This is a genomic window from Agrobacterium larrymoorei, from assembly GCF_030819275.1.
GTDB lineage: Bacteria > Pseudomonadota > Alphaproteobacteria > Rhizobiales > Rhizobiaceae > Agrobacterium > Agrobacterium larrymoorei_B.
This window is the reverse complement of record NZ_JAUTBL010000001.1, coordinates 1493855-1507428: the sequence shown is the minus strand read 5'-3', so window position 1 is coordinate 1507428 and position 13574 is coordinate 1493855. Positions and strand designations below refer to the sequence as shown.

The window sequence follows — 13574 nt, the reverse complement described above, 5'->3', positions numbered from 1 at the left end:
CGCCGCAAGCATTATCGGGCGTCATCACCCATGATCGAGGTGACGGCCTGCTTGACCTTGCCGAGATGGGCCTCCATTGCCTGACGAGCGCCATCTTCTGAACCTGCCTCAATGGCTTCGGCAATTTTGCGATGCTCGATATTCGACGCCACGCGGCGATGTGCCATGAGGTTCAGTAGCCCTGATTGCTGGCTGACGCTGTCGCGCGCATCCGCAATGACCTTGGCAAACAGCGAATTGCCGGACGCTTCTGCGATGGCACTGTGGAACTCACAGTCGAGAAGCACCCATTTGTGCAAATCTTCCTGCTGATCCATTTCCGAACACAGCTTCATCATCCGGGAAAGTTGCTCGTCGGAGCGGCGAAGCGCTGCCCATCCGGCGGCAGGCACCTCGATGAACGGGCGCGCCTCCATCAAATCACGGGCTGAATAGCCGCCATAACGCAGTTCGTGGCGCGGAGAATCGGTCAGCACGAAGGTGCCGCTACCCGTGCGCGTCTGGGTCATGCCGAGCGTCTGAAGCGAACGCAAGGCTTCGCGCACGATGGGACGGCTGACGCCATAGCGACCGGCAAGATGCGTTTCCGACGGCAGACGCGTGCCAACCGTCAGCCGGCCAGACACAATGGCTGACCGCAAATCTTCAAATACCGATTCAGCCGCATTCTTGCGATTGACCGGGTTCGCCTCGTAAATCCAATCAGCCCCTGCACTCATGCGAGTAACCTTTCCAAACATCATATATTTGTCAAGAACCGCTCATGCGCCTGAATGACGGCGACCAAAGAAAGCTGTGCTCAACAGCATTTGCCTAAATTTTAGACCTGCCGAAAAAGATTGCCAATTCCACTGCGCTGCGTCATTGATGCGCGCATGACGCTTCGAGACCTGACCATTCTTGTGATCGATGAAAACGCAATCCGCGCCTCGATTATTGAGGAGGGCCTGCGTGAAGCGGGCCATCTGCGGGTCACCGTCATTCATGAGGTCAACGGCGTTGCGCGCACCATCGAGACGCTGCAGCCGGACGTGATCGTCATCGATCTTGAAAATCCCAATCGCGATATGATGGAGCATCTGTTTCAGCTGACCCGCACGGTCAGCCGGCCCATCGCCATGTTCGTGGACAGATCGGACACCGCCTCCATCGAGGCTGCGGTCGAAGCCGGAGTCTCCGCCTATATTGTCGATGGCTTGAAGAAAGAACGGGTAAAGCCGATCCTCGACATGGCGGTGAGCCGCTTCAACGCCTTCAGCCGCCTGCAAAGAGAACTGGCCGAGGCAAAATCCGCGCTCGAAGAACGCAAGGTGGTCGAGCGCGCCAAAGGTATTCTGATGAAGATGCGCGGGCTTTCCGAAGAGGAAGCCTTCGCGCTGCTGCGCCAGACGGCGATGAATGAGAAAAAGAAATTGTCCGAGATCGCGCAGAGCGTGGTCACGGCTGCCGGACTATTGATGTGACGGCCGCCACCGGACAGGGAGCGATAGCATGACGGTCATGGACGATCTTGCAGAGAAACAATCCGGTATCGCGGCACCCGCACCGGTCGGTAATGACAGACAGCGGACGCTAAGAGCCGGCTTCATACCGCTGGTGGATGCCTCCGTGCTGATCGCAGCCGCCGAATTTGGCTTTGCTGAAAAGGAAGGCCTGAAGCTCGATCTGGTCAAGGATGTCTCCTGGGCAAATGTGCGCGACCGCCTCGCCTTCCGTCAGTTTGATATTGCGCACATGCTATCACCCATGCCGGTTGCCTCGATGCTCGGTCTTGGCTCGAACCCCTCTCCGACGATCACGCCCTTTTCTCTGGGGCGTGGCGGCAATGCCATCACGCTGTCCACGGCGCTGTTTACCCGTATGCGGGAGACAACCGGCGTCTCTGCAACGGCTGGTGCGCTAGACAACGCCCGCGCCTTGAAGACTGTACTGGATGCGATGCGCGCAAACGGAGAACCCATGCCGACTCTCGGCATGACCTATCCTTTCTCCTCGCATAATTACGAGTTTCGTTACTGGCTGGCGGCTGGAGGCATTCATCCGGACAAGGATGTGAAGCTGGTCGTCGTGCCGCCGCCACTCACGTCTGATGCACTTGCGGCGGGTGCGATCGACGGCTTTTGCGTCGGTGCACCGTGGAACATGATCGCATGCGAGCGCGGCGTTGGTCAGATCGTTGCCGTCAAGCAGGACATATGGCCATCAGCCCCTGAGAAAGTCATCGGCATGAGGCCGGATTGGGCGGAAACCCAGCAGGAAAGCGTAGCCCGACTTCTCGTGGCGTTGGATGCGGCCGCGCGCTGGTGCGACAGGCTGGAAAATCGCCCCGCTTTGAGCGAGGCGCTTGCCGATCCACGTTATATCGGCGCGCCCGAACATATTCTGCGGCGGGTTTTGGGGGGGAGAGTTCAACATAGATGCCCAAGGAAACCAGCGCGTCATCGATAATTACTTCCAGTTTCACGACGATCGCGCCAACTACCCGCACCCCAACCAGGCACTTTGGATTTATAGCCAGATGATCCGCTGGGGGCAGACGGCGTTTTCGCAGGACGGCGCCAGGGCGGCGTCAGCTGCCTATCGACCGGATCTCTATCGCGCAGCACTCGGCGGCGGCGACCACGCGCTTCAGGACGACGATCCCAGTGTTACGACGCGCTTCATGGATGGCTTAACCTTCGATCCATCCGATATTCCTGCCTATGTCGAGCGCTTTTCCGTCAAGAACTCGGCGATCAGCGGCCTTGGTATTGGCGAGTTTTGAAAGGTGGACTGCTGCATTTTTAATGCCCGTCACAGGCGCCGAGATTAAATAATAGCCTAAAACTGTTTGATCGATAAACGACTGATTATCCGACACAGTAAAAAAGCCGATAACTATCAACAGACTAAGCAGAACCACAAAAACTGGCACGGTCTTTGCTTGGTATAAAACGCTCGGGTCAACGGCGATCAGAGCAGCAGGGACGCGCTCAAGCGTTCTTCAAACGACATCGACGTCGCAAGGTATGCAGCCCGGAACCCTCCTCCCGTTCCGAAGGCGCATAACCGAGCGGCGTTTTTTTTGTTTTTGGGCTTTGAAAATCATAGGGCGCCATGAGGCCGCCAAAGGGGAACATGCGACATGAAGAAAATGCTTTCCAGTTCGATCAGCCGCCGCTCGATCCTGAAGACAACGGCAACCGCCGCCCTGATTACCGCCGTGCGGACAGCCTTCCCATCTGGCGCCTTCGCTGCCACGTCCGAACCTGAAGTCAAGGGTGCAAAACTCGGCTTCATCGCACTGACCGACGCCGCGCCCCTGATCGTCGCCTCTGAGAAGGGTCTGTTTGCCAAGCATGGCATGCCCGACGTCGAAGTTTTAAAGCAGGCCTCGTGGGGCGCAACACGTGACAACCTCGTTCTCGGCGGCGCGTCCAACGGGATCGACGGTGCGCATATTCTGACCCCGATGCCTTATCTCATGCACACCGGCAAGGTCACGCAAAACAACGTGCCGGTGCCAATGGCGATCCTCGCCCGTCTCAATCTCGATAGCCAGGGCATCTCCGTTGCCAAGGAATATGCCGACACCGGCGTCCAGCTCGACTCCGCCAAGCTCAAGGCTGCTTTCGAGAAGAAGAAGGCGGACGGTAAGGAGATCAAAGCGGCCATGACGTTCCCGGGCGGCACGCATGACCTATGGATCCGCTATTGGCTGGCAGCAGGCGGCATCGATCCGGACAAGGACGTTTCCACCATCGTCGTTCCGCCACCGCAGATGGTTGCCAATATGAAGGTCGGCAATATGGACGTCTTCTGTGTCGGCGAACCCTGGAACGAGCAGCTCGTCAACCAGGGCATCGGCTTTACCGCCTGTACCACCGGAGAACTGTGGAAGGGTCACCCCGAAAAGGCACTCGGCATGCGCGCCGACTGGGTGGAGAAGAACCCGAACGCCGCCAAGGCCATGCTGATGGCCGTGATGGAAGCCCAGCAATGGTGCGACAGCATGGACAACAAGGAAGAAATGTCCACCATTCTCGGCAAGCGCCAGTGGTTCAACGTTCCGCCGAAGGATGTGCTCGGTCGCTTGAAGGGCGACATCAATTACGGCAATGGCCGCGTCGCCCATGGCACCGATCTCTACATGAAGTTCTGGAAGGACGCCGCATCCTATCCGTTCCAGAGCCATGACAGCTGGTTCATTGCCGAGAATATCCGCTGGGGCAAGTTCGCACCCGATACCGACATCAAGGCGCTGGTGTCGCAGGTGAACCGAGAAGACCTGTGGCGCGCAGCCGCAAAGGATCTGGGTGTTGCGGCTGCCGATATTCCGGCCTCGACCTCTCGCGGCAAGGAGACCTTCTTCGACGGCAAGGTCTTCGATCCAGAAAACCCGTCCGCCTATCTCGCAAGCCTTTCGATCAAGGCCGCCTCTTGATGATCCTGGCTCCTTCGCCACGGGCGCAGGAGCCAGCAACCCGTGCAACACCCTATCGGAAACAGGACCCGACCATGACCGCAACCGCACGCAAGACAGAAAGCACGGCCATCCAGGCCGCGACGCCAAGGAGCGGCACCGTGATTGCCATGACACGCCGCCCGGCGTCGGTATTCTCCGCACGCAAGATCGCTGTTTCAATCACGCGAAACGTCGTCCCGCCGCTCGTCGTTCTGGTGATCATGCTAGGCCTCTGGCAAGCACTCTGTTCGGCGCCCGGCGCTTCGCTGCCGCCTCCGAGCCAGGTGTTCGAGGAAAGCTACGATCTGATCGTCCATCCGTTCTTCCATTATGGCTCTCAGGATATCGGCCTTGGCTGGCGCGTCCTCGTTTCGCTGGAACGTGTCGCCTATGGTTTCGGTCTTGCGGCAATCGTTGGTGTCGTCGTCGGCGCCATTATCGGCCAGTCCGTCTGGGCGATGCGCGGCCTCGATCCGATCTTTCAGGTGCTGCGCACCGTCCCGCCACTCGCATGGTTGCCGCTGTCGCTTGCTGCCTTTCAAGACAGCAATCCGTCGGCCATCTTTGTCATCTTCATCACCTCCATCTGGCCTGTCATCATCAACACCGCGGTCGGCGTTCGCAACATTCCCCAGGATTACCGCAATGTCGCTCAGGTGCTGCGCCTGAACCAGATCGAATTCTTCTACAAGATCATGCTGCCATCGGCCGCGCCCTACATCTTCACCGGTCTTCGCATCGGCGTCGGCCTTTCATGGCTCGCCATCGTCGCGGCTGAAATGCTGACGGGTGGCGTAGGCATCGGCTTCTTCATCTGGGACGCGTGGAATTCATCCCGCCTGCCCGACATCATCGTCGCTCTCGCTTACATCGGCGTCGTCGGCTTCGTGCTCGACAAGCTGGTGGCCGCCATCGGCAAGGTCATCACCCGCGGCGCGGCAGCGAACTAAGAGGGTTTCTCCATGAACGCCTATTTGAAGCTCGATCACATCGACAAATATTTCGACAAGGGCGGCACCCGCGCCGAGGTATTGAAGGGTATCAACCTCACCATCGACAAGGGCGAATTCGTCTCGGTCATTGGCCATTCAGGCTGCGGCAAGTCCACCATGCTGAACCTGATTGCCGGCCTGACCAAAGTATCCTCCGGCGCAGTGCTGCTAGAGAACCGCGAGGTCAATGAGCCAGGCCCGGAGCGTGCTGTCGTCTTCCAGAACCACAGTCTGCTGCCATGGCTCACCGTCTATGAAAACGTCAATCTCGGCGTCGAGAAGGTCTTCCGCTTCACCAAATCCAAGGCCGAACGCCATGATTGGGTCATGCACAATCTTGACCTCGTGCAGATGGCGCATGCCAAGGACAAGAAGCCGGCTGAAATTTCCGGCGGTATGAAGCAGCGCGTCGGCATAGCCAGAGCGCTGGCGATGGAGCCGAAAATCCTGCTGCTGGATGAACCGTTCGGTGCACTGGACGCGCTCACCCGCGCCCATCTTCAGGATGCCGTCATGGAAATTCATGCGCGGCTTGGCAACACCATGATCATGATCACCCATGACGTGGATGAGGCGGTGCTGCTTTCCGACCGTATCGTGATGATGACCAACGGCCCGGCCGCTCATATCGGTGAAATTCTGGATGTGCCACTGGCGCGACCACGCAACCGCATCGAGCTTGCATCCGACCGAACCTATCTCAAATGCCGCGAAGCTGTGCTGAAGTTCCTCTACGAACGTCACCGCTTCGTCGAAGCTGCGGAGTAAGACCCCATGTTCGAAACAACGCCCCAGAAACTCGTCATCATCGGCAACGGCATGGCGCCGGGCCGCATGCTGGAAAACCTCTTCGAGACCGCACCCGGCCTCTTCGACGTCACCATCTTCAACGCCGAGCCGCGCGTCAATTACGACCGCATCATGCTCTCCCCGGTTCTCTCCGGCGAAAAAGCCTATGAAGACATCGTCATTCATAATGACGACTGGTATGCGGCCCACGGCGTGACCTTGCACAAGGGTGCGAAAGTCAGCCATATCGACCGTGAGCGCAAAACCGTCACCAGCGAAAACGGCATCACCGCCTCCTACGACAAGCTGGTGATCGCCACGGGCTCTTCGCCCTTCATCATCCCGGTTCCCGGCCATCAACTACCCGGCGTTCTTCCCTACCGCGATCTTGATGACGTGACGAAGATGCTGGAGATTGCCGGCGGCAAAGGCCGCGCCATCGTCATCGGTGCCGGTCTTCTTGGTCTCGAAGCAGCCTATGGCTTGAAGCGTCAAGGCATGGATGTCACCGTCATCCACCTGATGCCGACGATCATGGAGCGCCAACTCGATCCGGCGGCCGCCTACCTTCTGGAAAAGGCGCTGACCGAGCGGGGCATCGACATCATTACCAAGGCCAACACCAAGCGCATTCTTGGTGAAGACAAGGTAGAGGGCATCGAGCTCGAAGACGGCCGCATCATCGAAGGCACGATGGTGGTGATGGCGGTCGGCATTCGCCCGGCCTCCAGCCTTGCCAAGGAAGCGGGCCTCGCCGTCAATCGCGGCATCGTCGTCGACGACGGCATGATGACATCGGACTCGTCGATCTACGCCCTTGGCGAATGCGCCGAGCATCGCGGCATTTGTTATGGTCTCGTCGCACCGCTTTACGAAAGCGCCAAGGTGCTGGCCGACCGCCTGATCGGCGGTCAGTCCGAGTATCATGGCTCCGTCACCAACACGAAGCTCAAGGTCACTGGCATCAACCTCTTCTCCGCAGGCGATTTTGCCGAGGGTGATGACCGTGAAGAAATCGTGCTGCGCGATGCGACGGCAGGCGTCTACAAACGTCTGATCCTCAAGGAGAACCGCATTATCGGTGCGGTTCTCTATGGCGAGACTTCGGATGGCTCCTGGTTCTTCGATCTGATGAAGAAGGGCACCGATATTGCCGAGATGCGCGAAACACTGATTTTTGGCCAGGCCTATCAGGGGGGCTCCCCTCTGGACCCTATGGCGGCCGTTGCAGCCTTGCCGGATGATGCGGAAATCTGCGGCTGCAACGGCGTTTGCAAGGGAAAAATCACCTCCACCATCACCGGCAAGGGCCTGACCTCGCTGGACGATGTGCGCGCCCATACCAAGGCCTCGGCCTCTTGCGGCAATTGCACCGGCCTTGTCGAGCAGTTGATGACGCTGACGCTCGGCGACAGCTACAACCCTGCCGCCGTCCAGCCCATGTGCAAATGCACCGATCTTGGCCATGACGATGTGCGCCGCCTGATCAAGGCCAAGGGGCTGAAGACCATTCCCGCAGTGATGCAGGAGCTGGAATGGAAGACCTCCTGCGGCTGCGCCAAGTGTCGTCCGGCGCTGAACTACTACCTCGTCTGCGACTGGCCGGATGAATATGCGGATGACTATCAGTCCCGCTTCATCAATGAGCGCGTTCACGCCAACATCCAGAAGGACGGCACTTATTCCGTCGTTCCGCGCATGTGGGGCGGCGTCACCAATTCCAACGAACTGCGCGCCATTGCCGACGTGGTCGACAAGTTCGAAATCCCGCTGGTCAAGGTCACCGGCGGCCAGCGCATCGACCTTCTCGGCATCGAGAAGGAAGACCTGCCCGCCGTCTGGGCCGATCTCGGCAAGGCCGGCTTCATTTCCGGTCAGGCCTATGCCAAGGGCCTGCGTACCGTCAAAACCTGTGTGGGGCAGCAATGGTGCCGCTTCGGCACGCAGGATTCCACCGGGCTCGGCATTCGCATTGAAAAGTTCATGTGGGGCTCCTGGACGCCAGCCAAGCTGAAGCTTGCCGTCTCGGGCTGTCCGCGCAACTGCGCAGAGGCGACGTGCAAGGATATCGGTGTGATCTGCGTGGATTCCGGCTTCGAAATCCACTTTGCCGGTGCCGCAGGCCTCGACATCAAGGGGACTGAAATTCTGGGGCTGGTGAAGACCGAGGATGAAGCGCTGGAGCATATCGTGGCGCTGACGCAGATGTATCGCGAGCAGGCGCGCTATCTCGAGCGTATCTACAAATGGGCAAAGCGCATCGGCTATGACGAGATCCGCCGCCAGATCATGGACGATGCCGACAAGCGCAAAAGCTTTTACGAGCGCTTCGTCTTCAGCCAGAAATTCGCACAGGTCGATCCCTGGTCGGAGCGTGTTTCGGGCGAACACAAGCACGAGTTCAAGCCGATGGCGACCATCGGTTTCAATCAAGCCGCAGAGTGACCGCTTGGCCTAAGGGCCTTGGTGCACAGCGCTGGATGGGGCGACATGGAGGAGATGTCGCCCCATCTCTCAAGCTTCAACCGATGATAGGATGACGACGATGAACTGGGTCGAAATCGGCAATATTTCCGACATTCCATTGCGCGGCGCCCGCTGCGTCAAAACACCTTCCGGCAAGATCGCCGTTTTCCGCACGGCGGATAATGAGGTTTTTGCCATTGAGGATCATTGCCCGCACAAGGGCGGCCCGCTCTCTCAAGGCATCGTCCATGGCACGTCCGTGACCTGCCCGCTGCACAATTGGGTCATTTCGCTTGAAACCGGCAAGGCGCAAGGGGCCGATGAAGGCGCTGTGCGCACCATCCCCGTGCGCAACATCGAAGGCAACCTCTCCATCACCCTTGAAAGCGCGATGATCGCTGCGGAGTAAGCATGGCACACGAGGTCAAGACCACCTGTCCCTACTGCGGCGTCGGCTGCGGCGTCATCGCGAAAATCGATGATGCTGGCGGCGTGTCGGTGAAGGGCGATCCGGAGCATCCGGCCAATTACGGCAGGCTCTGCTCCAAGGGATCGGCCCTTGGCGAAACACTCGATCTCGAAAACCGGCTGCTTTATCCGCAGATAGACGGCGCACGGGTGAACTGGGATGAGGCGCTTGACCTCATCGCCTCGAAATTTTCCGAAGCGATCGCAATGCACGGACCGGATTCGGTTGCCTTCTACGTGTCCGGACAATTGCTGACCGAAGACTATTACCTCGCCAACAAGCTTATGAAGGGCTTTATCGGGTCGGCCAATATCGACACCAATTCGCGGCTCTGCATGTCGTCCTCCGTGGCAGGCCACCGCCGCGCCTTTGGCTCGGATACCGTTCCCGGCCTCTATGAAGACCTCTTCCTCGCCGATCTCGTCATCCTGACCGGTTCCAATCTCGCCTGGTGCCACCCGGTCATCTATCAGCGCCTTGCAGCGGCCAAAGCCGAACGGCCTGAAATGAAGGTGGTGGTGATCGATCCTCGCCGCACCATGACCTGTGATATTGCGGACATGCATCTTGCCATCAGACCGGATGGCGATGTGGCTCTTTTTACCGCACTGCTGGCGCATCTGGCCAAGGGCGCGACGCTCGACACCACCTATATCGAAAGCCACACGCTCGGTTTCGAAGAAGCCGTCCGAACCGCCTCTGACATCAGCTTGGCGAGCATCGTCGAGGCAACGGGCTTAAGCCTTGCTGAGCTCATCCGCTTCTATGAGCTTTTCGAGCGCACCGAAAAAGTCGTCACCTGCTACAGCCAGGGCGTCAACCAGTCGTCCAGTGGCACCGACAAAGTCAACGCCATTATTAACTGTCATCTGGCGACGGGCCGCATCGGCAAGCCCGGCGCGGGGCCGTTTTCGCTGACCGGTCAGCCCAATGCCATGGGCGGGCGCGAGGTGGGTGGTCTCGCAAATATGCTGGCCGCCCATATGGCGATCGAAAGCGCGGAGGATCGCGACCGGGTGCAGCGCTTCTGGCAAGCGCCGACGATCGCGAACAAGCCCGGCCTCAAAGCCGTCGATCTTTTCCAGGCGGTGGCCGATGGTCGCATCAAGGCGCTCTGGATCATGGCGACCAACCCGGTGGTATCGATGCCCGATGCCGGGTCCGTGGAAGCGGCGCTGAAGCAATGTCCCTTCGTCGTCGTCTCCGACATCATGGCGACGACCGATACCGCGCGCCACGCCCATGTGTTGCTTCCTTCGCTCGGCTGGGGCGAGAAGGATGGCACCGTCACAAATTCGGAAAGACGCATCTCCCGCCAGCGCGGCTATCTGACGGCGCCCGGAGAAGCGAAGGCGGATTGGTGGCAGTTTGCCGAAGTCGGCAAGCGCATGGGCCAGCCGGACGCCTTTACCTATTCCAGTCCTGCAGAGATTTTCGCCGAGCACGCAAGTCTTTCGGCCTTCGAGAACAATGGCACGCGCGACTTCGATATCGGCGCTTATTCCGATGTGGAGCCACAAGCCTATGACGACATGGCGCCTTTCAACTGGCCTCAGCCTTCCGGCGAAACACGAAACACGACGCGCTTCTTCTCTGATGGCAAATTTTTCCATGTGGATGGAAAGGCACGCTTCGTCCCGACGGCTCTGCCGCAGACCAACCGCACCACCGCCGACTACCCGCTGACCTTGAACACCGGGCGAATTCGCGACCAGTGGCACACCATGACACGCACAGGCAAAAAGCGCCCGCCTGTCTTCGCATCTCGCGGAGCCCTTCGTCGAGCTTCATCCACGCGATGCCATGGCAGCTGGAATTGCGAGCGCCGATCTGGTGCAGGTTGAAAGCCCGCTCGGCGCGGTGGTCCTGCGCGCACTCGTCACCGACAGGCAGGCACGCGGCAGCCTCTTCGTACCGATGCATTGGAACGACCAGTTCGCCGCCAATGCCCGGATCGACAGGCTGGTGCCGCCATCCACCGATCCATATTCCGGTCAACCAGCATCGAAAAACGTCGCCGCTGCGGCCCGACGCTTTCCTGCAAAGGCATACGCCTTTGCGGTGAGTGCCATGGCTCCCCGAAAGCCGGATTGCGCCTATTGGGCTCTCGCCAAGGCCGAAGGCGGTTATCGTCTGGAGCTTGCCTTCGACACGATGCCGCAAGACTGGATTTCCTGGAGCAGAGACATCTTCGGGATCGATGCCCATATCGAGCCGCTTGGGTATGCCGACAATCGAACCGGCGACATTCGGCTGGTCTTTTTCGATGGCGACAAATTGCTGGCGGCGCTTTTCATCGCGGCCGAACCGGTCGCGGTTGCGCGAAACTGGGCTGTCACGCAGTTGAACGAGCGGCATGAGGATATGGGCAACCGGTTCGCGCTTGTCGCTGGCAGGCCCGGTGCCGGACGACCCGATCCCGGTGCCACCGTCTGCTCCTGCTTCAATGTGGGCATCAACCAGATCACCAGCGCGATCCGCGAGGGTTGCCACACGGTTGAGGCGGTAGGGGCGCGCGTCAACGCCGGGACCAATTGCGGTTCCTGCCGCGCGGAAATCCGCACCATCATCGACGGTTGCCTGAAAACCTCAGCCGAGTGACATTTTCGATAGGCAACGAGGTGGGGAAGCTTTGGGCGCGCGATGCGGCACCCATCTCTTGCGAAACCTTGATCGCACGCGCGCGCCGCAGGCAAAGCAAAATGTAGGAGAGGTATCCAGAAAAGAAAAAGCCTGCCGCGGGAGGAGGTGCGGCAGGCTTTGAACTTGATTGGCAATTGGGAGGAGGAGTATCGCCAATCCACATCGAGCGACGCTGGGAGGAGGAGTGCGTCGTTTCGATGATCAATATATACTCTGGTCATCCCGGCCTGAAAAGCGCGGCCCTCGCAGGGCAGCAATGCGTGAATTGCATAACTGCTATTAATATGACGTTTTTTTGATCACTGCGCGTCTCGATGGACCTGGAAGCCTGCAAAGGATTGGTTCACCGGCATCAACTCGATGGCGTTGATGTTGACGTGCTTCGGCTGGGAGACCACCCAGTGAATGGTATTGGCGATATCCTCCGGCAGGAGCGGGTTGACGCCCTTATACAGCGTGTCGGACGCCTGCTGGTTGCCGCCGGTGCGCACCAGCGTGAACTCGGTTTCGCACATACCAGGCTCGATGGATGTAACACGCACACCCTTGCCATGCAGGTCGGAACGGAGACCGAGGGAAAACTGGCGCAGGAATGCCTTGGTGCCAGCATAGACATTGCCACCGGCATAGGGCCAGCTCGCGGCGACCGACGAGAGGTTGACGACGATGCCCCTGCGCTCGATCAGGGTTGGCAGCAGGTGGTGGGTGATGTTCAACAGGCCTGTGATATTGGTGTTGACCATCGTGTGCCAATCCTGAAGCGGCACTTGCGGCGCAGGTGCCGTTCCAAGCGCCAGACCGGCATTGTTGACGAGGACGTCGATTGCGGAAAACTCCGGGGGCAGGTCGGCAAAAGCCGATTGCATTGCCTCCTGATCCGTGATGTCGAAAGCCAAACCGTGGAAGGACGATCCAAGTTCATCTTTCAAAGATTGCAGGCGCTCAGCCCGGCGGCCCGTGCCAATGACCTTCCAGCCATGGCTTGCAAAGAGGCGGGCGGTGGAAAGGCCGAAGCCGGAGGTCGCTCCAGTGATGAGAATCGTAGCTGTCATATCTGCTCTCCGAGTCATGGTGCTGTTTTAAAGAAGCTTTGCCGCAGCGAGCTTCAGGCACTCTTTGAATGCTGTAAGATCGGTGTAGAGTTCCCCAGGCGTCGCGTCGCCGACGACAACGGCGCCGCCGCGACGCAGGATACTGCCGTGAAGCATGAGGTTGTCCACCATGTCGAAGTTCTCGACTGAAAGCCCGTCGGGTCCTCTGTAACGCCCATCATCGCCCAACGAGACATCGCCATCGTAATGATCGTGGATGCGGGTAAAATGGTTCTTCGCCATATTGGTATAGGCGAACACCGGCTTCCCGAGCGCGCACATGAAGCCGAGCTCGAAGCTCGTGCCGACATCGGCGGCGATCCCCCGGAAGGGCGTCAGGTTGGCAATGATGGCGTCTGCCTTGAGCATCATATGCTCGTCGATGGCATTGATGTTGCAGCCGTGGCCGGTTTTGGTCTCGGCTGGCGGGATCTCCAGATCGCCGGGAGACAGGGGCGTGAACCCGGCTTCACGGGCAAGCTTTGCCTTGGCATCCAACATGTCGCGCGCGTTGGAGAGAAAGACCTCAGGTCCGGCGAGGTAGATTTTCTTGGTCATGGATATGGGAAATTTCGTCTCTGGAAGGATGTGAAAGGGCAACCTAAACCGGCTCTCATCAAAGAGGCAAGACCGCCGGACCCAAAAGCGGTATCGCCCGCCAGCGCTTTGCGCTATAGCCG

At 59.2% G+C, this 13574-nt stretch carries 9 protein-coding genes and 2 pseudogenes; 8 read left to right on the top strand and 3 right to left on the bottom strand.

The window, feature by feature from the left end; genetic code table 11:
• Positions 1-11: 11 nt before the first annotated feature.
• On the bottom strand, positions 12-719 hold the full coding sequence (locus QE408_RS06900; RefSeq protein WP_306929633.1) for a FadR/GntR family transcriptional regulator: 708 nt from the start codon (positions 717-719) through the stop codon (positions 12-14).
• Positions 720-875: 156 nt separating this feature from the next.
• Here QE408_RS06900 and QE408_RS06895 point away from each other — a divergent pair, with 156 nt between their 5' ends.
• From QE408_RS06895 to QE408_RS06860, 8 genes and pseudogenes are all read left to right on the top strand, one after another.
• Positions 876-1463, top strand: a complete 588-nt coding sequence (locus QE408_RS06895; RefSeq protein ID WP_306929631.1) for an ANTAR domain-containing response regulator — start codon at positions 876-878, stop codon at positions 1461-1463.
• 28 nt (positions 1464-1491) lie between these two features.
• Positions 1492-2764, top strand: a pseudogene (locus QE408_RS06890) (CmpA/NrtA family ABC transporter substrate-binding protein).
• A gap of 360 nt (positions 2765-3124) precedes the next feature.
• A complete protein-coding gene (locus QE408_RS06885) occupies positions 3125-4423 on the top strand; it encodes a CmpA/NrtA family ABC transporter substrate-binding protein (protein ID WP_306929629.1) in 1299 nt (432 codons plus the stop codon).
• Between the two features lie 74 nt (positions 4424-4497).
• Positions 4498-5394 carry a nitrate ABC transporter permease gene (ntrB, locus tag QE408_RS06880; protein WP_306929627.1) on the top strand — a complete coding sequence of 299 codons (897 nt, stop codon included), beginning with the start codon at positions 4498-4500 and terminating at the stop codon, positions 5392-5394.
• A 12-nt stretch (positions 5395-5406) separates the two neighbouring features.
• Positions 5407-6204 (top strand): ABC transporter ATP-binding protein, encoded by a 798-nt coding sequence (locus tag QE408_RS06875; protein WP_306929626.1) that lies wholly within the window; start codon positions 5407-5409, stop codon positions 6202-6204.
• Positions 6205-6210: 6 nt separating this feature from the next.
• The gene (gene nirB / locus QE408_RS06870) at positions 6211-8670 is read left to right on the top strand and encodes a nitrite reductase large subunit NirB (RefSeq protein ID WP_306929625.1); all 2460 of its coding nucleotides are present in this window, start codon (positions 6211-6213) and stop codon (positions 8668-8670) included.
• A 100-nt stretch (positions 8671-8770) separates the two neighbouring features.
• On the top strand, positions 8771-9100 hold the full coding sequence (gene nirD / locus QE408_RS06865; RefSeq protein WP_306929624.1) for a nitrite reductase small subunit NirD: 330 nt from the start codon (positions 8771-8773) through the stop codon (positions 9098-9100).
• A 2-nt stretch (positions 9101-9102) separates the two neighbouring features.
• Positions 9103-11761: pseudogene (locus tag QE408_RS06860) on the top strand (nitrate reductase).
• A 341-nt stretch (positions 11762-12102) separates the two neighbouring features.
• Here QE408_RS06860 and QE408_RS06855 read toward each other — a convergent pair.
• Both QE408_RS06855 and QE408_RS06850 read right to left on the bottom strand, forming a co-directional pair.
• The gene (locus tag QE408_RS06855; protein WP_306929623.1) at positions 12103-12855 is read right to left on the bottom strand and encodes an SDR family oxidoreductase; all 753 of its coding nucleotides are present in this window, start codon (positions 12853-12855) and stop codon (positions 12103-12105) included.
• Positions 12856-12882: 27 nt separating this feature from the next.
• On the bottom strand, positions 12883-13452 hold the full coding sequence (locus QE408_RS06850; protein ID WP_306929622.1) for a nucleoside 2-deoxyribosyltransferase: 570 nt from the start codon (positions 13450-13452) through the stop codon (positions 12883-12885).
• Positions 13453-13574 lie beyond the last annotated feature (122 nt).